Source organism: Gillisia sp. JM1 (genome assembly GCF_000424645.1).
GTDB lineage: Bacteria > Bacteroidota > Bacteroidia > Flavobacteriales > Flavobacteriaceae > Gillisia.
Genome location: NZ_KE384218.1, coordinates 1,494,341 through 1,517,527, shown reverse-complemented (window position 1 = coordinate 1,517,527; position 23,187 = coordinate 1,494,341). Strand labels below are relative to the sequence as shown.

The window sequence follows — 23,187 nt, the reverse complement described above, 5'->3', positions numbered from 1 at the left end:
TTAAATAGTCAATTTTAACCATATCTATCTTTAATCTAATTTTGGTTTATAATTAATTAATCGAACTATTCACCACCTGCCCATACAAATGTTGCTGAAACCCTACAAATGCATTTCTAATACTTGGGATATCACCAAGTTCCCGTTTGGCATCTGCAATGGCTTTGTATTTGAGAATCAAAAGGGGAGACAATTTATCCCCGTCAAGTTCATCTACTCCTTCCTTTACATATTGATCAAGTACAAAATTTAGAAACTCTTGCTGCTTCGGATTATATTCATTAAAATGAATTTTAGCTTTGGCTGCTCGCACTAAACGTGGAACCAGATCCACATGATAAGCAACATAATTTAATACGTCATATAAATCGCTATCCTCGCCATGAACCAGTTTTCTTAAATCGTCCAGTTGTGCGTTTGAGTATCCTTTTTCACTTAGTTCTTCTAATAGTTTCCTACGGGTGCTTGGTAAACTCCAAAGCTTCCTAAGTTCATCTTCACTTTTGAAAAAGGTTGGCAAGTCTCTAAATAATTGTTTAATAAAATTTTCTGCTGATATTGGCACTCCGGTAGGACTCCAAAATGAAGTTTTTACCATAGAATCAAATTGCCGCACTTTATTATCTGACAACTTGATCTTAATCATTTTTTTAGGTGGCGTATCACAAACACATGGGTCGTTTTCACAAACTATACAAATTGGCTCAGGTTCACTCGCACAATTACAAGATGCTTCCCCACATATATCACATATCTTTTTTGTCCGCTCTTTTGGCTCTACTGGATCTATAGGTTCTCCATCCCATGAGGGATCTTTAAAATGCTCGTGTGCCTTTACAAAATCAAATACCGTGAAGTAATCCTTACCATCAAACAAGCGGGTTCCTCTACCTACAATTTGCTTAAATTCTACCATAGACTTCACTTCCCTTAATAAGACAATATTTCTTATCTCGGGAGCATCTACGCCAGTGCTTAATTTTCTAGAGGTTGTTAACACAGTAGGAATGCTTTTTTCATTATCCTGAAAATCCCTTAAATGCTTTTCACCTATTCCTCCATCATCTGCCGTTACTCTATGGCAATAATTAGGGGTTTTGCTATATGAATATTGATTTATTAAATCCCGAATTGCAGCAGCATGAATTTGAGTAGCGCAAAAAACCAAGGTTTTCTGAGTTTGATTAATACTATCCATAAAGAGTTTCACCCTGTAAGCTTCCCTCTCCTTGATTTCTATAATTCGGTTAAAATCTGCCTCTGTATACTTTTTGTTTTGTTCAATTTCTCCATCTTCTATATCATCATCTCCAGCAAACTCATATTCATCTATGGTGGTACTAATTTCCTTCACTTTAAAAGGAGTTAAAAAACCATCATTAATCCCTTCCTTTAGAGAATAGATATATACAGGATCTCCGAAATATTTATAGGTATCTGTATTTACATCACGTTTTGGGGTAGCAGTTAAACCTAACTGCACTGCCGGACTAAAATGCTCCATAATATCTCTCCAACTACTTTCATCATTTGCACCACCTCTGTGGCACTCATCTATAATAATAAAATCGAAGAAGTCCTTTGGGTAATCTCCAAAATATGGAGTATCATTTGGACCGGACATAAAAGTTTGAAATATGGTGAAAAAGATATTTCCGTTTTTAGGCACTCTTCCCTTCTTTCTAATTTCATCTGGTGCTATACGTACTAAAGCATCTTCTTCAAAAGAATTGAAGGCATTAAAGGCCTGATCTGCCAATATGTTTCTATCTGCCAGAAAAAGGATTCTAGGACTGCGTTGTCCATTCCTTCTCAAGTTCCATTTTGCATGAAACAACTTCCAGGCTATCTGAAATGCAATAGCTGTCTTACCTGTGCCTGTTGCAAGTGTAAGTAAGATTCTATCCTTTTTATTAGCAACAGCCTCCAGTGTCTTTGTAATTGCATTATCTTGATAGTATCTTGGTTGCCAGGTACCACTTCTGTCTTCAAAAGGGATAGCAAATAGCCTTTCCTTCCAATTGGCAATTTCTACTTTATATTCTTCTTTAGGTGTAGGATAAGTCATTTCCCATAACTCTTCTGGAGTAGGGTATTTTGAAACATCACCTTCTGCACCTTGTTCCATATCTACACCATAGATATGTAAGCCATTGGTGGAATAGGTATATCTTATATTTAAGCGTTCTGCATAATCTTTTGCCTGTCCTACCCCTTGTGTATAATAGGCATCTCTTTTCTTTGCTTCTACGACCCCTATTCTACGATTGTTATATTCTAATACATAATCTGCAAAAAGTGCTGTAGCACGCTTATTTTGACCAATTAATCTTCCTTTGGTAATAGGAAACTCCAAACGCAAACGACTCCCCTCAACTATACCCCATCCAGCTTCTCGTAATGCCGGTTCTATAAGATCGTGTTTGGTTTGTGCTTCATTCATTACTCTATCGTATTTATTCTTACATAGGAGGAATAAATCCCAGAAATGGAATTGTCTAGTACCCATTCTTCAATATCAGAATTATGCTCACTCCCACAATTAAGAATCAAATTACCATCCATACCATGTTTTATATAATTGTCAAACAAAGTTTGTACAAAGTGTTTCGAGCGTTCTATGTGTAACCAATGCCTCTGACCCTCTGTACCTGACTCTTCAAATAATTTATCATGCATCCCTAAACTTTCTACACCATATACCAGATTAGAATAATTCAATCGTATAGAATCTGAGAATTTTGGGGTTGTACTTTTAAATTCTTTAACTTGTTTTTGATACCACTTATCATTTGAATCGTCCTTAAAATAATTATCAGTTTCTCGATCCCAATCTTTACCTCCCGCTAAACTCTCAACTCCAATAATTTGAACATTTGCTCTCTCAATTAGAATATTAGCATTCAGAATATTATGATCAATACAGTTATTCAAATTATTATGATTCTCATCAATTAAAAATAATATCGGTGCATTTTTCACAAACCGAATTAGATTTACCTGTCCGTGTAAGCCAAGATCGAATGGGATTCCTAAATTTTCAATATTCATACCTCAGCCATTTTATAAGTTAATTCTCCGCTAAAGGCTTTTTGAAGAATGACTTTTTTGAGCTCTTCTAAGTTTTCCAATTTTCTTAGATACTGGTCTTGAATTTTCAGACTTTTAACTTTCAGAGAATCCAATTGATTCACATACTGCTTCTGTAACTTATGATCGGTTGGAAAGCAGATTTTAAATTCTTTTTCTAGTTTAAGACGAGATAATTCCGTCTGTCCGCTCGCACCATCTCCCCCCTCAGTTATTTGTTTCTCTATTTTTATTAATGCATATCCAAAAAATTCATTGAAAAATAAGCCTTCTATTGGTCTTACTATGGTAACATGGGTATCAACAGTACATCCCTCGTGAGCTTTTTCTCTTACTTGAGCAACCCTGCCTAAAGTTCCTGTCCCTGTGGAATTAACAAGTACATCACCAAGTTTTATTAATCTTTCCGGGTTCACTGCTTTCAAAATTAAATTATGATTTCTAGCTCGCTCCAAATTAATTTTGTGATCCCTAATACATTTTTGATTAATTACAACTAGTCCCACCTCTTCTATATATTTAGGTGCTATACCTCTTTTTATCAGATTGCAAACTTCTCCCAAAGTCTTCTCCTCCCAACCAGCTCCTTTCTGGCTAAAAATATCACTGAGTTTAGATTGAAATAGCTCTTTAGCGTTTTGAATGTTTTTTTCAATGTTGGCTTTGGCTTGGTCTATGGCTGCAAAGGCTTCATCTAAAATCTCTACGATTTGTTTTTGTTCGGCAAGGGGAGGAATTGGGATTGGAAATCCTCTTACAACTTTGACATTTAAATTTGGCACACCTGAACTTTGGATGCTTTTTTTTGCTAAATTTTTAATCCTTGGAGAGTTGAGATAATACTTAAAATAATAGATGTCAAACAATTCAGCCTTTGGTCGCATTAAAGTAACACTTACATAAACACTAAACTCAAAATCATGCTCTACAACACCTGCCTCACCATACTTTGCACCTACCCTTGAATATAATATATCTCCTTTTCTTGGTTTGTTTTTTTTAGTTAAATGTTCATGAAACGCTTGTGATATATAATTATACTTATGAAGTACAACTTCACCATTTTTAACATTTTGTGCAGACAGAAATGGCACTCCGACACTTTCATCAACATACTTAGGAGTAGACGCAACGCCACAAGTTAAAACTTCACAAGCATCTACCATCTCTATTTCTTTCCAATCTTTTCTCATATCAAATTCTTAATAGATTGAAGAATAGTATTGGTTTCAGCATCTAGAGCTTCCATTTCAGCAAGAATATTTTCAGGGATTCTTAATGGTGCTTCTTCAGGAATATTTGGATTTTTAACGCTAAGATCAGAAGTAGCTTCATCAATATTAGCTACATCCAAATTCCAAGATTGCTCTGTTTCTGGGTTGGATTTTTGCAATTCCACAAACGAAGCCATATCCTTATCATTTAAAGGATTAGTCTTACCCATGTTGCGTCCGGGATCCATTTGGTAATACCAAATTTTCTTAGTGGGCTCACCTTTCTGGAAAAATAGGGTTACTGTTTTCACCCCTGCTCCCAAAAAAGTACCTGCCGGCATATCTAAAATGGTATGTAGGTTACAGCTTTCTAATATTAATTTTCTCAATGCTACAGAAGCATTATCTGTATTACTTAATACCGTATTTTTAATAACTATGGCTGCTCGTCCTCCAGTTTTTAAGCTCTTTATAAAGTGTTGCATAAACAAGAACGCGGTCTCCCCTGTCTTGATATCAAAATTCTGCTGAACTTCTTTTCGTTCTTTTCCTCCAAATGGTGGATTGGCTAAAATTACGTGATAACGGTTTTTTTCCTGAATGTCCCGAATATTTTCTCCCAGCGTATTGGTATGAATAATATTTGGAGCCTCTATCCCATGCAAGATCATATTCATGATTCCAATAACATAGGCTAGGTTCTTTTTCTCCTTACCATAAAAGGTTTCTTCTTGTAAAGTTTTGAGATTGCCTGTATTTTGTTCCATACGCTCATACATGTACTCGTATGCCTCACATAAGAAGCCACAAGAGCCAGCAGCACCATCATAAATCTTTTCTCCTATCTGAGGGTCTATTACTTGGATCATGGCTCTAATGAGTGGTCTTGGCGTGTAGTATTGCCCACCATTACGACCAGCATTCCCCATATTCTTAATCTTTTCTTCATATAGGGAACTCAGCTCATGTTTATCTGTAGAAGAACGGAAAGGCAACTCATCTGCATAGTCCAATATATCTCGTAGAATATAACCACTTTGAATTTTGTTTTTAAGCTCAGAGAAAATTTCCCCAATCTTATATTCTATAGTTTGTGCGTGGTCTGCACTTTGCTTAAAAGCAGCTAAATAAGGAAACAGTTTACTGTCTACAAATTGCACCAAATCTGGACCTGTCATTGCTATATGATGGTCTAGTTTGCCATCTGCTCCCTTAGGCATTGCCCATTTAGGCCAACGGTATTCTTCTTCTAAAATGTATTTGTAATCTTCTCCTTTAAGTGCAGCTTCATCTGCTTTATCTTGCTCTAGTTCATCCAAATACCTAAGGAACATCACCCATGAGGTTTGTCCTATATAATCTAGTTCACTGTCTGCACCTGAATCTTTGTAAAGCAGGTCGTCTATATTTTTAAATGTTTGTTCGAACATGTATTTTGTATGGGTGTTTTATATTTTATTTAATAGCAATCGCACACGTAATCCATTATATACTTATGAAACCTCTCTCCATAAGATAGTCCATAGTCGTAAGTACCATAATAGAATGCATCCCAATTTGAGGATGGTATTCCACAAAAGACGTATTTTTTGCCGTAAATGTCATACTCATTTTTCGTAATTGTTGCAACCACAGCTAAATTACCTTCAATTGTATATGCCTTTACTCCACTTAACCAAGAGGAATCATATAAGGATAAGGAACTAACAGATCCTTTAGATCTACCATTACTCTCCACATAATTAAGTAATTCTGCACAGCTTGTACTTTGAGGAAAAACAGAAGTGCTTGCAATTAGAATAAAGCCAAGTGAAAATAATAAATTTTTCATTCAATAGGTTTGAATGCTGTAGGGGCAGATTTGAAAAGTAAATATAGAAAAATCCTAAAGAAATTAGCGGGAATTGCTTCCCTATTCACTACGTTCAATATAATAGTACGATTTAGGGAAACTTACAAATCAAGTTCCCTTTCCAACAATTTCCTTTCCATATCATAATTACTCATTTTCCAAAATTCTTTGTGATGTAATTGCTTCAGTGCACTAGCTTTATCTTTTCTCATTTTTAAATATTGATTAGATTCTCCTCCATATAAAAAAATATCTACTATTTGTTTCTCACCAATGAATGTGTAAGAAATATTATCCACAAAAAAAGATCGAAATCCCAATGCCGCTTTTGCAAAAGGAATATCAATGTTTTCACCGACACGAGGGATAATTGGAAGATGGTTCAATGAAAAACAAAAATGTCGATCCATGTAAGAAATCATAATATTATATTCAACTTTGGTAAAACTTAAAGTTTGTTCATCAAAAGCAAAAACAATATCATACATCCCTTTAACTTGCTTCCGGACAGTATGAGCCTTTAGACCTGTTTCCTCTTCAATCTTTTTAAATGTAGGAATAGAAATTTCATGATCATTGTAATAGTCCTTCTCCAACAAAAAATTCAAAATAATATTATACTCCGGAAAATCATTAAGTATTCTTCTAAGTTGTTCTGAAACGCTTAATAAATCAAGTAATGCTTGTTTTATAGATAGTTTTTCCATTTTTTATTTAAAAATAGGAAAGTTTATGATGGTTTAATAAGTGTTTAATTTTTGGTCAACCTATTTTAGGACGAGGCATTTTTTTAGAATACTGGCAACGGTTGGGCTATGAGTAGTTGCGTGGGTTAGCACCAAACTTTGCAAGTACACACTAAACGGAAAATTCTCTAGGATTTTTAATATTAGGCGAGAACAAGCAATTACTTATAGCCATTGTTGAACGAATCCTCCCTACCGGTCGGAAGCCCTCCTGCACCTTTCAGATCGGATGTTGTTTTTGTAAATGTAATAGATTTATTAATTTGTAGCTAAATTTTAAATCTAATATCATGTTTAAAAAAAAGTAAAACCATTGCTGAACGCGCTTTTGAGGAGGTAGCGGGTTTCAGTACACTTCAAAACAAATTGGAGCAAAGCTTTTCCATTAACGGCAAAGCCAAAAGCACCCTAAACAATTACCTCCGATGTCTGGCACATCTTGCTTTGCACTTTAAAGAAAGCCCAGAAAAGCTATCGGTGGAAAAGATTGAGGACTATCTTTATTATTGCCAAAAACTTCACAAGACCCCTTCCGAAAGCTTCTTTAAACACACCATTTTTGGCCTCAGGGCCGCCTACAAAGTTATGGGAATGGAGGCCAAGCGCGTGGCCCTGCCGCAGATCAAACGAGATTCAAAACTTCCAACGGTCTTGAGTCAAGACGAAGTCAAGCGTCTTTTAAATGCCCCCAAGTACCTTAAACACCGTTTGATTATTGGAATGCTTTACGGCTGTGGACTTCGCAGCTACGAACTGTGCGGCTTAAAATTGGCAGACATCGATTTTGATCGCAGAACGGTTTTTATTCCCAAGAAAAAGGGCAAGATCGACCGTTATGTTCCCTTGAGCAAATATTTAGCCAGAGGGCTAAAGAAGTATATCAGAACGGAAAATCCCCAAATCTATCTTTTCAACAGTCAGGTTACTAAAGATGGGGAAGCGCGGGGGGTTGACCACCAATGGCATCCGTTGGATAATCAAAGAGAACCGAAGCAAGATCGGCAGTTCCAAAAAGATTACCGCCCACACGTTACGCCACACCTTTGCCACGCATTTGTTGGAATACGGCGTTGACATTGTCAGCCTAAAGGAACTTTTGGGCCATGCGCATATTGAGATGACGCTGACCTATTTGCATGTGGCCAATCTGCCCAGTGGTTCGAAGTTCTCTCCACTGGACAAGCTCTACGACTAATGCGTCCCCGACATACGGTCGCTGACATTTTAGAAATGGAACAGCTACAGCTCAAAAACTTGAGCCTGACCTCATGGCATTACCGTGCCTTGCAGGCCATAAGAAGGTGCCGAACCAAAGCTATGGGCGGACACATTGACAAATGCGATTGTTGCCACGCGTTGCACATCAGTTATAACAGTTGCAGGAATAGGCATTGCCCAACCTGTCAAGGACACAAACGCGAAGAGTGGATCAGGGCACGAGAGGACGAACTTTTGAACGTTCCCTACTTTCATGTGGTGTTTACCCTTCCAAGCGAGTTTAACATTTATGCTCTGAGCCATGGCAAAATAGTGTACGGCAGTTTGTTCAGGGCTGCCTGGCAAACCCTGCAGCAATTTGGAGACAATCCCAAGCACTTGGGCGGTAGAATGGGCATGATTGCGGTGTTGCATACCTGGGGTCAAAATATGAGTTTGCATCCGCACTTGCATTGCATTGTTCCGGGCGGTGGTTTGAGCAAATCAGGAACATGGAAAAAGGCAAAGAACAATGGCAACTACTTGTTCAATGTAAAATCCATGAGCCAAGTGTTCAGGGCAAAGTATATCGCCGAACTTAGAAAAAGCGAATTAAAAATTCCTCAAAAAGTTTACAACGAGGTATTCCGCAAAAAGTGGGTGGTCTATGCAAAACAACCTTTTAGAAGTCCAGAATTTGTCATTGAATACTTGGGCAGATATACCCATAAAATAGCCATTAGCAACCATCGGATTGTTAGCATTGACCGTAAAAACAGGAATGTGACCTTTACTGCCAAAGATTATCGTCGTGCAGGCAAGAAAATCAATTTAACGGTATCGAGCGCGGAATTTATAAGGCGCTTTGCTCTGCATATTCTACCCAAGGGATTTACCCGAATACGGCATTATGGTATTTTGAGCAGCAGTTGGAAAAAAGAGAAGTTGCCAAAACTACAAACCGAACTGGCTACAGTAAAGATGGAACCTGTCAAAACTATACAGCCGCTTTTGCACCGCCGATGTCCTGTTTGTAAAAAAGGGAGACTGCATACGATTTTGCTGTTCAATGATCGTGGACCACCCGAAAATTGGAGAGTTTTACTAAAAGATAAGAAATTGAATAGAAGTAACTAAAAATTATTCTGCAAATGCGGACTGGCTCTGCTGTGCCTTAATTTTAAAATTTAAACTATAAAAACTAGAGATCTTCAATTTAAACCACTAAAAAACTACGGAGGATGTTAGAAAACAAGTAAGTTCTATATGTTTTAACCACATCAATCACAGCACAACTTCCAACCATCCCTCCCTAAATTCATCGTTTTACCCATAGACGGCAAATCAACCGGATTCGTCAACACAGTATTCAGCTCTGGCCTATCGGCGAGCCGAATACTTAGTTATTACCATTAGTTATTTTTTACTTTCCCCTTCAATGGTAAGAGCAGGACGTTTAGCGCTTTCAGCTACTCTCCACCCGGTTTCATAGATCCACTTGGTCATTTTAGTGAGTTTTTCATAGTCAATTTTATCTGGGCTATCGAAAGGGGTATGGTAATCAGGATGTAATAAGGTGGTGAAAAAGATGGCGGGCACATTAGCTTCGGCATACGGGAGATGATCACTTCGGAAATACCAATTCTCAGGGTGATCCGCAGCGTCCCAAGATGTATCTAATTTGAAGTTGGCAATGCTTTTATTGGCAGCTAAAGTAATAGCGACCAGTTCAGATGAATTAAGGTGAGGCTCTGTTACGCCCAAGAGCGCTGCATAATCTGGTGCATTTCGACCAATCATATCACCATTTAAAACCGCAGCGATAGATGACAATTCAACAGTGGGGTGGCTTACAAAATACCGCGAACCTAATAAACCCCTTTCCTCAGAACCATGCCATACAAACAAGGCTGACCGTTTAGCCGGCTGCAAACTCCATGCACGCCCTATTGCCAGCATAGCCACCGTAACAGTAGCATTATCATCGGCACCATTCCAGATGGGATCTCCATTAACAGCGGGGCCAACACCGTCGTGGTCCTGGTGGCCGCTGAATAACACGTATTCATTTTTCAGTTTAGGGTCAGTGCCTTCTGCCTTGGCAATAACATTCACCGACGGATAATCAAAATACTCTACTTTTAGATCTGCTTTGAAATAGGCAGCTCCTTTAGAAAAGGCATCCGCTAAATGTTTGCTTGCCAAAATAATAGGGACAGTATCGGTGTTGGACGATTCGAGTCCTTCAATTCCATAACTCCCTTCTTCATAATGAAATCCTGTAAAGGACATGAGCGACTCGACGGTCTCATCAGCCACAAAAATGATGGCAGCAACACCGTGACTTAGGAGCTCTCTTCCCTGCTGACGGATAGCACTAGTGGTATAACGATATTGCCAGAGGCTTACCCAGTTTTCTGTCATGGGTGTAGGGGGCATAATATTAATCGCTACAATTTTACCTTTCAGGTCCGTCTTACTATCCGGCATAGCATCTAGCCAGACTACAGAGCCCTCTAAGGCAGTATCTACAAGATTGATGGGCCACATCTCTTTCCAGAGATCTAGTGATTTATCATTTACATAAATAGTACTTCTGTCGGCAGTCCGGCCTCTCTTCAGATTAAAAAATTGAAAGTAAGTTCCATCTTCTCCGGCAGGCTTCAGCCCAGCTTCCATGGCTTTTTGAGCCACATAAACGGAAGCTCGCATTTCACCAAGTTCTCCGCCTCTTCTCCCCTTAAAGTCGTCACCCGCCAATTCATATAACTGATCTTTCAACTCTTGCTGCTGAATTTTATTCAGTTGAGGTGCTGTACTTTGAGAAAAAAGTAAGTCGGAAATAAAGGACAGTATAATAAAAAGAAGATGCTTGGAGTTCATAAGGTTTATTATTTAAAAATGTAAAGTCAAATATCGTAAAGACTATATTGTCTATAATTATTGGTAACTTGATGTGTATGATTAGTTGCGTGGTTAAGCAACTAAATTAGTAAATAAAAAATGAATAGAAAATCCGCGAGGACTTTCGTAAGTAAGCTAAAACCAGCAGTTAATTTTATACGATGTTAGCTGCTGGCTTTTTTTACTTTACTCGATATTGATATTTATTTTCTCTTTTTTTGAAAGCTTCAAAGCCCCCTTCAAGTCCGATTAATGTTTCTCTTGTTTCTTCGTTTTCAATGGTTGTACTTTTGATTACGGTTGATTGACTTGCTTCATCAATACTCAAAATATGAATTAATTCAGCATCTCCATTAACTACAAAATTTGCATTGTGTGTTGCAAAAACAATTTGCCTACTTCTCTTTCTGTCTTTAATCACTTCCACAAGATAATTTGATATTAAAAGGCTGTCAAGATGAGCTTCTGGTTCATCAATTATTATTGGGTTATTACCTAATAATAATAAGATGACCAAAACAGCAGTACATCTTTGACCAAAAGATGATTTTTCGATTGGTCTGCCATCATATTGTACTTTGACCATTTTAAAGTCAACATAATTTAGATAAGTCATTTTCGACAATAACTTATATGCCTTAAAGTTTGAATCTAAACTGAATAATTCAATTAGAAATCCTTTAGCGTTAGAAGCACTTGAATAGCTTTTTAAAGCCTCAATAATCACTTCTTTGGTTGTTATGTCTTTTGGTAAAACACAAAACAAAATATCTTTTAAGACATTGTCGCTTTTATAACTACTTCTCGCAATTTGACCTTCAAACAAGCTTTTGAAATCGCTGAATATCTTTTCGTTAGCAGCAACTTTATCAAAGTCGAAGTTTAATGAAATAGGCTTTACAGATGTGTTTTTTACATTTTCAAGGATTTCACTAATTGATTTGATTTGAGTTTCAATTTCTGTTTGGTAATCCAAACTTGCATCAATAGAAATGCTTTCATCAAACCCATCAATTTCCAATTGCAAATCACTTATATCATCTTCCCTTTTTTGAATCTCAACTTCTAAAGAGTTAATCAAGATGTTTGCATTAGAAATATCTTTTAGATTTTCTTCAGTAAGACCCTTATCGGATAAGTATTTTTTTAATTCCGCTTTTTTCAAAATTAGCTGTGCTTCTAATTCGGACAATTTCAATATTGATACTGAAAAATCAATAATGGCAGTAGAGTCTGTAATATCTTTTAATGCCTTAACAATTTTGTCTATTTCTAATGCATATTCATTTTTTGGCTCGACTTGATTGTTTTTTGTTTGCAAGTCTAACAACTCAACAACTAATTGATTATATTTTTCAGTTGATGATTTAAGTTGATTGATTTCTACAGTTAATTCTTTTAATTCGGCATTAATTCTTTTGTATTCTTCACTTGAAAATGATTCAACAAGCTTTTTATTAGTCGCTAGTTCTTTCTTCTTTTGTTCTAATTCTGCTTTTAAAGTTTCAATTCGTCTGATATTGATTATATGCTTTTTGTAATCCGTTAAGCATTGATTTAAAACTTCTTCTTTACTAGAGATAAGTCCTAATTCATCTCTTTTAAGAATACGTCCATAAACTGCACTTGTCAATTTATGATAGTCTTGTGCGAAATCTTCAATTTCATTTTGACTTAAGAATTCAATGTATTTTTCATCAGCATCATTGTCTATATCAACACTATCCTCTATTGATAGTATATTTCCATTTACATCACGGATTTTTTTGGTTGCGAAGAATTGATTTTCACCTGATTTTAATTTTTCGTGAATCAAATTTAATATTGTGCTTTTTCCTGCACCACGTCCACCAATAATGCACGTGAAATTTGGACTTAAATTAATTTCATTCTTTCCCGACAAGCAAAAACTTTCATTCTCAAACATTGAGTCAGCTGGAAAATCTAAAACAATTTTATTTATCCTAATTGGAGGAGGAATAGGAGCGTTAGCACCTATATGTATTCTGTATTCTGGTTCAAATAATATTTGTTTTAAACCTTCAAAAGTTGGTTCTGATTTTATCCAAAGATTTTGTTTGACTTGATAATCTGTTATGTTATGATTGTCAGAACAAATAATCATTGGAATTTGAGCTTTGATTGCAGGAAAGACAATGTTCCTATAATCTTCTTGGTCTTTCTCTTGACCTAATTCTAAAATGTCAATATGATTTAAAACTAAATCTGTTTTTAAAGCCATTTTGTATGGTAAAGTATTAGTAATGTTCTCTAAAGTATTTGCTTTACCTCCTGCGTGAACCGTTACTAAACCTCCCAAAGAATTTATTAAATGGCAAGTATCTTTAAGGTCACAATGAATATATTGGTCACCACCTTTGTCTTGAATATCTTTTTTTGTGATACCACAAGCAGATTGTAGTTTAATCCAAATATCTTCGATATCGCTCTTTTCAGAAAAGATACCTATAAAATGAATTGAATCACTACCACCAAGTTCTGCTCTGAATTCAATTCCTGGTAACACGGTTACTTTCCCTTTGCCTAATTCTTGAAGGTTTACAATTCTTTCAACATCCATAACGTGATGGTCTGTTATGGCTATTACTTCAACATTATTAGCTACAAGGGTGTCGATAATTTTTTGGTCGGATATACCTTTTTTTTGGTAATCATATGATGTTTGTGTGTGGAAATGTAAATCCCACTTTCTCCATACATTTCCTATCATAATTTCATAGTTCGTTTTTTTTTCAGCTTACACTAAACGTTACTAATGGCTTACTTTATTTAATTTTTAAAATATTTTCATTTTTTATCCTTCTTTCATCGTTTTCATCCTGTTCTGATTTTAACGATTCTAACTTTCTAATGTAATCAATTGGTAATCCATTCTCTTTTGCTCCTTCAGTGATAAAAGCTTTGTACCAATTATATGGTTTTAACCCATCATCAATTGATTTATCGTTAGCGAAATAAATTTGTGCTTTATGAAATTCTTTTCCATCATTAACTTCAATGACTGATTCATCATATCCAAAATTTAAACCTTCTGCTCTATCGAGGTGAGGCTTTTCTTTATTGTCTATTTCAAACAATACTCCCCAAACTAAATCCTCTTTATTATCCGTTCTGATAAGAGTTGCCTTACCAGAATTGTCAATACTCACTTTTGAACATTCCAAAGAGAAACCTTCAATAAATCCATTAGATATTTTTACGGCAGAAGAAACTCTATTTTTTAATCTATTAAGGTTCATATTTGATCCGTAGGCGAAAATTTTCATTTTAGATTGTCATTTGTTTTTCAGCTTGCCGCTAAAGGTCTTGATTAATCCAAGTAGCGTGGAATAGGGACACGTCTTTGTCGGCTTTGTTGTTTGTTAGTTGGTCTCTAAAATAACACTTTTCAGCTGAATGCCCGCTATTTGGCCTTAACCGATGTTGTACATAGTTATTCTTGTTGCATTTGTCGTAATACCTTTTTTCCATTTTCATTTTCTGGATTCAATTCAATTGATTTCTCATACATTTCAATTGCTTCTTCTTTTTTATTTGCCATCAATAAGGCTTCACCATAACTATCATATGCATTAAAACTATCTGGATATAAAATTGCCGTTAATTTAAAAACCTCTAAAGCCTTATCTAATTCTTCATTTCTCAAAAATGAATAACCTAATTCATTCAAATCATGTTCTGAACGATTATTTACCTTAGTTTCAATAGATAATTCTATTGCATTATCTAGAGCCTTATGTAACAGTGCATTTTGTTGATCTTCGTCTACCGTTTCTGAGTACGCTTTAATTATTGTATTGATGATTAACGCAGGATTATCTTGAAATACAGCATGACCACTTCCCTTGGCAATAATATTTTTTACATTATCCTTATTTTCACCAAGATCTTTGTGGAGTTTTCTCCACCTATTTGAAAGTATCTCTGGAAAACTTGGAAAGGAGTTTTCAGGAAAAATATTTGTAATTGGAGTGTTTTCTGGGAACTGCATAATTCTCGTATAGCGCATTGTTTCATTGAAATTTGAATTCAAATAATAATCGCCTGAAGGCTTTTTTATAGCACTCATATCAATATTCATATCTCTCATTGTCAGTAATTCCTCATTCCAGAAATCACTAGGAGTAGCATCTATTAAAATGATCGAGAGCACTTTTTCAGGATGTTTACGAGCGAATAACAGATTATACAATCCACCATACGAATGGGAAACCAAAATAACCTCATTGTTATAACCCAACTTCGAAAGACCTGTCTCTAGTTCTTTGATACCATTTTCTATTCCAAAATCCGAATCGTTTTTCAGATTTGGATTTAATTCACTTTGTCCAAATCCAGACCGGTCATAAGTAATTAGTGTTGTACCCGTAACGTTATGAATCTTTTCTAATATATTGTTCCAAACAGAACTATCATCACCCCCACCAGCTTCAAAAAGAATTGGAGTTCCTTTTCCTTTCATTATATTAAAATACATTTTATAGCCACCAACGTCTACTAGCGTATCTTGACTTTGGGCATGCAAAGAGAACGATAAAGAGAAAATCACTAAGAATATTAAATAAAAATGTCTCATTTAGTTTGTAGTTTAAGGTTTTCAATAATTATGTACAACTCCATTTATAGGAACAAATATATTCCTTTATCATTTTTATTTCCGGGATAAAACTATGATTATTGACTATAAATTACAAATTGCATTATATGCCTGTAGATCTTATATAACAAAAATTGACTATTCATTAAAATCTAATCAAGATATAACAACAGTGAGTTATTGACAATAACTTAAAAATGAAATTAAAAAGAGAACTCACCATTGATTAAATTATAACAAATTTGGGGAGATTATTATTGCTATTTTTTGTGTCATTTTCTTGTACCTTTTTTGTACCTCGCTATTTTCCTTAGCAATAGCAAGGGTCAAGTATTTCTGTATTGGCAAATAAACGGTAAATCTTATTTGTATTCATTTGAAATCAAACGACATCGTATTCTCTTAAACAGGAGCTTCACAGCCCCCATTACTATTTAATTAGTTTTCTCATATTAATCTATTGTACAACCCGTTATTAAATTTTACCTACAAGATTTACAAAGTGCATTCTGATTCCAGGCCATTCCATTAAGAAACTAAGTTTGAAATAGAAAAATACTACATAGGCAGCTGGTTGATCATTTATTCCCTTTGTTTAAATCAGGTTTTTCCACTGGAAAATAGAAATATCGGGTAATTAGTTTTAGTATATTTACAGAAATCGCTTATTAATTCATTTTATTCTATGGAAAAGAAAATTCTTATTCCTACCAATTTCACCAAACATGCCTGGAATACCCTGGTGTATGCTTTAAATCTTTACAAAAATATTCCCTGTACTTTTTTTATTCTGAATGCTTATGAAGTTCCTACAAGGATTTCCCTAAGCAGAAATAATAATACCGAACTGGAAGCAGCAAAGGCTGAATCTGAAAAAGGATTACAGAAGACTCTTCAAGGTTTAAATTTCAGACAAGAAAACAACAGGCATCAGTTTGAAACAATATCGCGCAATAAAGATCTTGCCGAAGCCATGCAGGAATGTGTAGATACGCACAATATAGATTTGATCTTAATGGTTTCCCGGGGCGAAAATGTTTCGATAAACGCGGCTTTTGAGAGTGAAATTTCCGAAGTGACCGAAAAGGTAGAAAATTGTCCATTTTTAGTTCTACCCGAACTAATGCAAGTACTACCAGAATCCAATAGAGAAATAGTTTTCCCTAGCACTTTTAAATTCCCATTTAAAAATAAAGAAGTTGTAGCGCTTATAGATATGGCTTTTAATTTAAATGCCAGCATCAGGATCTTGTATATTGATAGCGATAACAGGCCACTTACTAAAGAGCAGGAACAAAACAGAGAAACGCTGAAAACCTATTTTGCTGAAGTTGATTTCAGCTTTCATAAACTCACGCAAACTACGCTTACGAGTGGTGTTCATTTATTTATTGAAAGTAGGGATAGTAATTTTCTAGCACTTTATAAACGAAAGCAGGGGTTTTTCAGTAAACTCTTTTCACAGCGAATTAAGGAAGACATCGATTTTAATCCAAAGGTGCCGGTATTGATTTTAAAGGAATTGGAATAAGTATAAAGTAATAAATATGAAAATTGAAGCCGGGAAGCTTGAAGAATATATATCCCAGGTTACATAGAAATAGCTTCTAAATTTTTTTGTAAATTTTGAAAAGTTCGATTTATATAGCATCCCAAGATTGATTAGAGAGGAATGCCGTCGTTTTTTCATCAAAAGTTAAGGGCATTGTTAATCGCAATTAGCTTGAATTAGGGACGCGATCGTTTAGACTATTATTTTTATACTATGTCACCAACTAGTATTACTAGTTGGTCTCTGTCCAAACTTTTACAAACTCCCCTACAACCTTCATTTCTGCACCATTTTCTTCATTGATAATGATATTTTTATAAGAAGCATCAAATGAATTTGGCCTTAAAACAATTGAAATGTGTTCCCAGCCTTCCTCAGATACTGCTTTTTCACTTGAATACGTCTTGATAGTAAAAGCGGAATTGAAATCTTGATCTTGAATATCAATGTTTTCAACCAAGACAATTTTTCCATTCCTACTGCCCCCATTATATGGTTTAAATAAGCAAATTGAACCATTCGGAATTACTCTGTTCATTGATTCACCAAGTATTTTACAAGCAAAATAATCGTTGTTTGAACTACCGTTACTTGGACCTTCAACTAATCTAAAATCTTTTTCTGATTGCATATCACTAAATGTCCCAGCTGCAGCATAAAAATTATAAAATGGGATTGGGTTTCTTAATATTGGTTCAAAATTTATAGTTCCTTGTAATGTCACAATATCATCTTTCATTTCTGGCTTATTATCTTTAGCTGTTGCCTTCTCTTCCAAATAATTATACATAGTAGGTGTAACAGGGTTTGCTAAATTGAAACGAATCTTTACAACTGAAACTTGTTTACCACTATCATTACTCATAGTTGTTTGTTCAACCTGATTTAATTCAGGACTTACTTCTCCCATATAATAGAAGTCCATTCCCTCATCATTATTTTTCTTGATAAATAATGGAAGTCTAATAGCCCCTTTTTTACCTAAAATAGATTGAACATCCTTACTGTTTATTTTTCTATTGGATTTTGACATCCAATCAAACTCTTTAGGATTTATAAATTTATCCTCATATTTTGTTGACTCAGAAATGTCATCATCTTTATGATAATTCACAAAAATTGGACAATGAGCATTATCTGGACTTACTAAATAACCGCCTACGTTTTGAGCAACAGGGTTTTCAGAAACATTTAATATTCGAAACACATCTTTACGAGAGTATTTCCGATAAAGGACAAATCCATTTTGCCAATTTTCTGATTCAAATAATTTGTCAAACTCATAGATGGAATAATCAGTAGAATCAGTCAGAAAATTTTTAAAGACTTTGTGGTTTAAGTAGGAAAGAAACGTACTTGAAAAGTGTAGATTTTCATTTTCAATTTTTAGAATATCGAAATTATAAATCTCTTTTGCTGAAATCAATTTACCTCCTTTTTTTTCTCTAATAAATTCAAAATTTAAATTAGAAACACAAGAATTAATAGTTTCTTCAGAGATAGAGTAATGATATTTTTTAAAAATCGATTCTTTTAAATCTTTTATGGAAAGTTTGCCAAATTCAATTAACAATTTGATGATTAAACTTTCTTCAAGCCTCTTAGAATTATTTATTTCTTTAGAAAATAGTTCTAAAAGTTTAACCTGTTCCTTAGATAATTCTGAGTTGTAATCATTCTCTACTTTAACAATGAAATTATAAAATGAACTGGAATAATTCACGTATAAATAAGGGTCTCTAGAACCATGTTCAATAAAATCCATCATCATTGGAATCCTACCCAACTTGAATTTCAAAAGGTTGTAATCTTTTTTTAAATCAGATAACAACTGCATATTCGCAGAATCAATGGATTGAAATATTCTATCTTTGGTGATTTCATCAAAATTAATTGTCGAAGCTCCAGGAATCATTCTGCTCCCTTCGGTAATTAGTTTCCTTAAGGAGTCCTTGTTATAGGATGTATCTCCATACAGTGCAATGGGTATTAAGTAATTGTTATCATAGTTTCCAATGAAATCTATAACAGTTAAATAACCCTTTCCTTCAACTTTTCTTAAACCTCTTCCTAATTGCTGAATGAAGATAATTGCAGATTCTGTAGGTCGAAGCATAATAATCTGATTGATTTTTGGAATATCAATCCCTTCATTGAAAATATCAACCGTAAAAATATAATCGAGTTTTTCAATTAAGTTATCCGATTCTAATTTTTCAATTGATTTTGCCCTTTCTTCTTCAGAACTGTCACCTGTTAAAGCTATGGTTTTATATCCTTTCAGGTTTAATAAAGTAGAAAGTTCTATCGCTTCATTCTTTCTTGAACAAAATATTAGACCTCTAATTATTCCGTTATCACTTCCGTAAAAATTTGCCTGCTCAATTATCCTGTCAACTCGTTCGCTAGAAACTAATAGGTTAAAATTCGATTTATTATCAATCTCATTATTATCAATTAATAAATCGGTTACTCCATAATAATGAAATGAACTAAGCATTTCTTCTTCCATTGCTCTGTTTAATCTAATTTCATAAGCAATGTTGTGGTCAAATAATTGAAAAATGTCATTACCATCAGTTCTTTCAGGAGTTGCTGTCATTCCTAAAAGGAACTTAGGTTTAAAATAATCTATTAATCTTAAATAAGAATCTGCACCAGATCTATGAGTTTCATCAATGATGATGTAATCAAAATGATCTTTCGAGAAGTTTTCTAGGTGTGCGGCCTTTGAAATAGTTTGAATTGTTGAAAATATGAAATCACAATCCAGTTCTCTTTTTTCGCCAGAATACAAACCCATTGTTTTATCCTTTCCAAAAACACTTCTAAATGTATCTAATGAATCTTTTGCAATGGTTAATCTATGAACTACAAACAATAACTTTTTTGGATTAAAAGCCTTTGCATCGAAAGCTGATAAATAGGTCTTTCCTGTTCCAGTAGCAGAAATAATTAAAGCTTTATTCTTTTTATCTTCCCGTAAATTTTTTAAATTTTCCAATGCTTCTATTTGCATTGAATTAGGAGTTATAATAGTTTGGGATTCAATTAAGCTATCAAGATTGTTTTCTTTATTTAAAAGAAATTGCTTCTGATATATTTCTTCGTAGGACAAAATATATTTTGCCGTTACATGCGTTGCTTTTTCAAAATCAGATTGAAATTCATTGAGTAATTTTTCAACAAGTCCACTTTCATCTAATGCGGATACTTTAATATTCCATTCTTTATTAGTTGACAAGGCTTGAGCCGTTAAATTACTGCTACCAACAATTAGATTATAATGGTCTTTATTTTTAAAGATGTACCCTTTTGCATGTGCATTTCCTTTTGTTGCAATTCTCAGGTCTATATTATTGAATTGAGATAATCTTTTTAGCGCTTCAGGTTGCGTGAAGTTTAAATATTGAGACACTAAAATTTCTCCTTTTATTTCACGAGTTTCAAGTTCTTTTAGTTTGTTAATTATGGTAGCAACTCCACTAGTTGTAACAAATGCTACTGAGATATAAAACTGATTGCAATTTTCAAGCTCATGAAGTATTGATGAAAGAACTTTTTTTGGCGGATTTTTTTGATTGACAAGTAATTCTGGTTGATAAGCTACATTAGATAAAACATTTTTATCTACATAACCTGTTTGTAAACTGGAATTGAAAATCTGAGTTAATTTATCCATTCATTACTAATTTATTTACTATCGGAATATCAGCTGCTGCCCAATCAAGTTTTTTAAGTTCTTTTAGAGTTAACCACTCTTGTGCTATATGTTCATGTAGGATGAGTTCTTTTGTTTCAGCTTTGCAAATAAAACTGTGCATTGTTAATTCAAAATCTGGATATTCATGAACAACCGTAATAAATAAGGATTTGATATCTGTTATAATATTTAATTCTTCAAATAATTCTCGTTTTAAAGCCTCCTTATGAGTTTCACCTTTTTTAATTTTTCCTCCAGGAAATTCAAATTTTTTAGAAATATAGTGGAGTTTGTTTTTGGGTCTTTGAACACATAGGATCTGATTTTTAAAAAAAATAATTCCTGCTACAACTTCAATGCTTTTCATTTTTAACTTCTGCTTTATTCTATTAGTTGTTAACGGTCTTGTTTAATGCAAGTAGCGTGAAGTAGGGTCGCTTTCTTTTCGGCTTTTTTGTTTTATACTTGGGCTCTAAAATATCACTTTTCACTGGAATACCCCTTATTACTCTAAATCTTCTTTGACTTTTAAGAAGTCAAATTATATTTTCTTTGAAAATTTACCGGCTGTTTGAAATAGCCCTTATTTTAGGAAGTAATTCCTGTGCTTATATTATTATAAGCTTTAGGCCTGATTCTACTAAAAGAGATGCAGGCCTAGGTCTATACTGAAGTAATCTTACAATAACAATAAGGGAGCAATAAAGCCAAGCCTTACTTCATTTCTGTTATAGTTAGCGGCACCAAAATTTTCTATAGCATAATTGGTATGATCATAATACCTGCCGATATAAGCGAAGAAAAAACGGACATCAATATTTTTAAATGGACTGTAATATACGGTAGGCACCATTCCATAGCTCGTTCTAAGGTGGTTGCGCTCGCTTGTGAAGTCACTATAGGCGCTGCTGGTCATAATGCTTAATAATCCTGTAAACTTTGGGCTGAAACGGTATTCTGCTCTTAACCAGTTTTCTATATACATCGCATCCTCAGCCACCGTGTCGCTATCGAGAATATTTGTCACAATTCCCTTCGTATCGATCTCTTCATAGCTGTAATTAAAGTCATACATCAAAGTCAGGTTACGGTTTTGATATTTGTTACCTAAAGTAAAAAAATAGGTGCCTCTTTTTTTTACCTGATTGGAATAACTCAAGCTATAAATGGTTTGAAATTTTTCATTGAAAAAGCTTCCTCGCCAGTTTCCAACAAGTGCCACCGGCCAGTCAGGTTCCTGGATATTTTCTGCAACTACATCCCGATAAAGGTCGTCATAAAGCATGGTACGCGAGTTTAGCACCTGGAATCCGAATTTGTGATGTTTTGAATTTTGGTAAGTAATTCCGACTCCGGTAACAAAAGCCAGGGCATTGCTTTGAATATCATTATATTCCAGAACATCCATAGCCTTGAACTCGTATTCATAACCCCCGTAAAACGCATAGGTCTTTCCCAGCACAATATTAAGGGACGGACTGGCTTTAATGTCTATATAAGCCAATTCAATATTACTGCCCAGTCGATCCAAGGATTGCACATCGCCGCCTTTATTAAAGCGGTTTCTAAAATTAAAGTCCACCCTTTCGTGTAGTTTTGCAGAAATTCCTAGGGCTGTGAACCCATTTTCAAACTGTAAGCCGTTGTAATAAAGATCACTGCCCCTAAAGGTATATGCCTGAAACTCCATTCGCATATCGAATGTGATATTTATATTTTTTAAGAGCTTTTCCTTTTCTATGGAGATAACTGGCTCAGCAAGACTGTCGTTTACCTGCGAGGATCCCATTAGAGGAGTTAATAAAAACAGGCCTATAAAAAATGACTTTATCATAAAATAATAGCTATTTACGATTAAAATTTTAGCAACATTGTGGGCAGAAGTGTTAGCATTCTTAGATGCGTTTGGTTAAATAGTAAAACCTTATTTCTGAAGTACCCATTTAAATTTACTAAATTTTATTGAAATTAGAGTAAGCCAAATAATCGGATTATCATTTTTCTGAAGGCTTTTGTTTCCTTTTTTCGATCTGGTATCTCATGGTTAGGGCAATTTTTTTTAGACATAACATCTCTGGTTATGAGTTCCATATCAGTAAGAATATTCTGTTGGAAGTCTTTTACAAACCCCTGTTCCCAATACTTTTTTTTGAGCTTATTGATCTCGTCTTTCTTACTCATCCCAGGTATCTATAGTTCTAAAGTACTGTGATTTTTGAGCCAGTAATCATAGAGGATCTGGAAACCTGATACTTTTAGGAAGTATAATCGATGGAGATCTTTGCCGCGGTTTAACTTCGCAGAGTTTTCT

Annotated in this window: 16 protein-coding genes and 1 pseudogene; 3 read left to right on the top strand and 14 right to left on the bottom strand. The window is 34.6% G+C overall.

Annotated elements, in window-relative coordinates; all coding sequences use genetic code 11:
• Window positions 1-52: 52 nt before the first annotated feature.
• The 6 genes from hsdR to H033_RS0109985 form a co-directional block, all read right to left on the bottom strand.
• The gene (gene hsdR / locus H033_RS0110010) at window positions 53-2,443 is read right to left on the bottom strand and encodes an EcoAI/FtnUII family type I restriction enzme subunit R (RefSeq protein ID WP_026838199.1); all 2,391 of its coding nucleotides are present in this window, start codon (window positions 2,441-2,443) and stop codon (window positions 53-55) included.
• Window positions 2,443-3,051, bottom strand: coding sequence for a hypothetical protein (locus tag H033_RS0110005; protein ID WP_026838198.1), 609 nt, complete (start codon window positions 3,049-3,051; stop codon window positions 2,443-2,445). The genes hsdR and H033_RS0110005 overlap by 1 nt, the downstream gene beginning before the upstream one ends.
• Window positions 3,048-4,283, bottom strand: coding sequence for a restriction endonuclease subunit S (locus H033_RS19960; RefSeq protein ID WP_051227866.1), 1,236 nt, complete (start codon window positions 4,281-4,283; stop codon window positions 3,048-3,050). The genes H033_RS0110005 and H033_RS19960 overlap by 4 nt, the downstream gene beginning before the upstream one ends.
• Window positions 4,280-5,734, bottom strand: coding sequence for an N-6 DNA methylase (locus H033_RS0109995; RefSeq protein ID WP_026838197.1), 1,455 nt, complete (start codon window positions 5,732-5,734; stop codon window positions 4,280-4,282). Before H033_RS0109995 ends, H033_RS19960 begins: the two co-directional genes overlap by 4 nt.
• A gap of 29 nt (window positions 5,735-5,763) precedes the next feature.
• Entirely contained in the window at window positions 5,764-6,135 is a 372-nt protein-coding gene (locus H033_RS0109990; protein ID WP_026838196.1) for a hypothetical protein, read from the bottom strand.
• Window positions 6,136-6,257: 122 nt separating this feature from the next.
• A complete protein-coding gene (locus H033_RS0109985) occupies window positions 6,258-6,863 on the bottom strand; it encodes a hypothetical protein (protein ID WP_026838195.1) in 606 nt (201 codons plus the stop codon).
• A 624-nt stretch (window positions 6,864-7,487) separates the two neighbouring features.
• Between H033_RS0109985 and H033_RS22490 the strand changes: the two are divergent.
• Both H033_RS22490 and H033_RS0109975 read left to right on the top strand, forming a co-directional pair.
• Window positions 7,488-8,097, top strand: a pseudogene (locus H033_RS22490) (tyrosine-type recombinase/integrase).
• Entirely contained in the window at window positions 8,097-9,236 is a 1,140-nt protein-coding gene (locus tag H033_RS0109975; protein ID WP_026838194.1) for an IS91 family transposase, read from the top strand. Before H033_RS22490 ends, H033_RS0109975 begins: the two are co-directional and overlap by 1 nt.
• 279 nt (window positions 9,237-9,515) lie before the next feature.
• On the opposite strand, the gene H033_RS19950 is transcribed toward H033_RS0109975, so the two are convergent.
• The 4 genes from H033_RS19950 to H033_RS0109955 form a co-directional block, all read right to left on the bottom strand.
• Complete coding sequence (locus H033_RS19950) at window positions 9,516-10,982, bottom strand: M28 family peptidase (protein ID WP_034886182.1); 1,467 nt, start codon at window positions 10,980-10,982, stop codon at window positions 9,516-9,518.
• A gap of 202 nt (window positions 10,983-11,184) precedes the next feature.
• Window positions 11,185-13,734, bottom strand: coding sequence for a TrlF family AAA-like ATPase (locus H033_RS0109965; protein ID WP_026838193.1), 2,550 nt, complete (start codon window positions 13,732-13,734; stop codon window positions 11,185-11,187).
• Between the two features lie 55 nt (window positions 13,735-13,789).
• Window positions 13,790-14,290, bottom strand: a complete 501-nt coding sequence (locus tag H033_RS0109960; RefSeq protein WP_026838192.1) for a gamma-glutamylcyclotransferase family protein — start codon at window positions 14,288-14,290, stop codon at window positions 13,790-13,792.
• A 167-nt stretch (window positions 14,291-14,457) separates the two neighbouring features.
• Complete coding sequence (locus tag H033_RS0109955) at window positions 14,458-15,600, bottom strand: alpha/beta fold hydrolase (RefSeq protein WP_081661829.1); 1,143 nt, start codon at window positions 15,598-15,600, stop codon at window positions 14,458-14,460.
• 706 nt (window positions 15,601-16,306) lie between these two features.
• Here H033_RS0109955 and H033_RS0109950 point away from each other — a divergent pair.
• Window positions 16,307-17,152 (top strand): universal stress protein, encoded by an 846-nt coding sequence (locus H033_RS0109950; protein WP_026838190.1) that lies wholly within the window; start codon window positions 16,307-16,309, stop codon window positions 17,150-17,152.
• Window positions 17,153-17,405: 253 nt separating this feature from the next.
• Here H033_RS0109950 and H033_RS0109945 read toward each other — a convergent pair whose 3' ends face one another.
• The 4 genes from H033_RS0109945 to H033_RS20975 all read right to left on the bottom strand — a co-directional run bounded on the left by H033_RS0109945 (window position 17,406) and on the right by H033_RS20975 (window position 23,057).
• Window positions 17,406-20,855, bottom strand: coding sequence for a DUF3427 domain-containing protein (locus tag H033_RS0109945; protein ID WP_026838189.1), 3,450 nt, complete (start codon window positions 20,853-20,855; stop codon window positions 17,406-17,408).
• On the bottom strand, window positions 20,848-21,243 hold the full coding sequence (locus tag H033_RS0109940) for a (deoxy)nucleoside triphosphate pyrophosphohydrolase (RefSeq protein ID WP_026838188.1): 396 nt from the start codon (window positions 21,241-21,243) through the stop codon (window positions 20,848-20,850). Before H033_RS0109940 ends, H033_RS0109945 begins: the two co-directional genes overlap by 8 nt.
• Window positions 21,244-21,555: 312 nt before the next feature.
• Window positions 21,556-22,710 carry a porin gene (locus H033_RS0109935; protein ID WP_026838187.1) on the bottom strand — a complete coding sequence of 385 codons (1,155 nt, stop codon included), beginning with the start codon at window positions 22,708-22,710 and terminating at the stop codon, window positions 21,556-21,558.
• 134 nt (window positions 22,711-22,844) lie between these two features.
• Window positions 22,845-23,057, bottom strand: a complete 213-nt coding sequence (locus H033_RS20975) for a hypothetical protein (protein WP_026838186.1) — start codon at window positions 23,055-23,057, stop codon at window positions 22,845-22,847.
• Between the last annotated feature and the right edge of the window lie 130 nt (window positions 23,058-23,187).

What these genes read in the sequence shown, in the direction of transcription:
- H033_RS0109955 (WP_081661829.1), bottom strand. Translation starts at nt 15,600, where the DNA reads ATGAGACATTTTTATTTAATATTCTTAGTGATTTTCTCTTTATCGTTC.
- H033_RS0109975 (WP_026838194.1), top strand. Translation starts at nt 8,097, where the DNA reads ATGCGTCCCCGACATACGGTCGCTGACATTTTAGAAATGGAACAGCTA.
- H033_RS20975 (WP_026838186.1), bottom strand. Translation starts at nt 23,057, where the DNA reads ATGAGTAAGAAAGACGAGATCAATAAGCTCAAAAAAAAGTATTGGGAA.
- H033_RS0109990 (WP_026838196.1), bottom strand. Translation starts at nt 6,135, where the DNA reads ATGAAAAATTTATTATTTTCACTTGGCTTTATTCTAATTGCAAGCACT.
- H033_RS0109985 (WP_026838195.1), bottom strand. Translation starts at nt 6,863, where the DNA reads ATGGAAAAACTATCTATAAAACAAGCATTACTTGATTTATTAAGCGTT.
- H033_RS0109965 (WP_026838193.1), bottom strand. Translation starts at nt 13,734, where the DNA reads ATGATAGGAAATGTATGGAGAAAGTGGGATTTACATTTCCACACACAA.
- H033_RS0110005 (WP_026838198.1), bottom strand. Translation starts at nt 3,051, where the DNA reads ATGAATATTGAAAATTTAGGAATCCCATTCGATCTTGGCTTACACGGA.
- H033_RS0109935 (WP_026838187.1), bottom strand. Translation starts at nt 22,710, where the DNA reads ATGATAAAGTCATTTTTTATAGGCCTGTTTTTATTAACTCCTCTAATG.
- H033_RS19960 (WP_051227866.1), bottom strand. Translation starts at nt 4,283, where the DNA reads ATGAGAAAAGATTGGAAAGAAATAGAGATGGTAGATGCTTGTGAAGTT.
- H033_RS0109995 (WP_026838197.1), bottom strand. Translation starts at nt 5,734, where the DNA reads ATGTTCGAACAAACATTTAAAAATATAGACGACCTGCTTTACAAAGAT.
- hsdR (WP_026838199.1), bottom strand. Translation starts at nt 2,443, where the DNA reads ATGAATGAAGCACAAACCAAACACGATCTTATAGAACCGGCATTACGA.
- H033_RS0109945 (WP_026838189.1), bottom strand. Translation starts at nt 20,855, where the DNA reads ATGGATAAATTAACTCAGATTTTCAATTCCAGTTTACAAACAGGTTAT.
- H033_RS19950 (WP_034886182.1), bottom strand. Translation starts at nt 10,982, where the DNA reads ATGAACTCCAAGCATCTTCTTTTTATTATACTGTCCTTTATTTCCGAC.
- H033_RS0109960 (WP_026838192.1), bottom strand. Translation starts at nt 14,290, where the DNA reads ATGAAAATTTTCGCCTACGGATCAAATATGAACCTTAATAGATTAAAA.
- H033_RS0109950 (WP_026838190.1), top strand. Translation starts at nt 16,307, where the DNA reads ATGGAAAAGAAAATTCTTATTCCTACCAATTTCACCAAACATGCCTGG.
- H033_RS0109940 (WP_026838188.1), bottom strand. Translation starts at nt 21,243, where the DNA reads ATGAAAAGCATTGAAGTTGTAGCAGGAATTATTTTTTTTAAAAATCAG.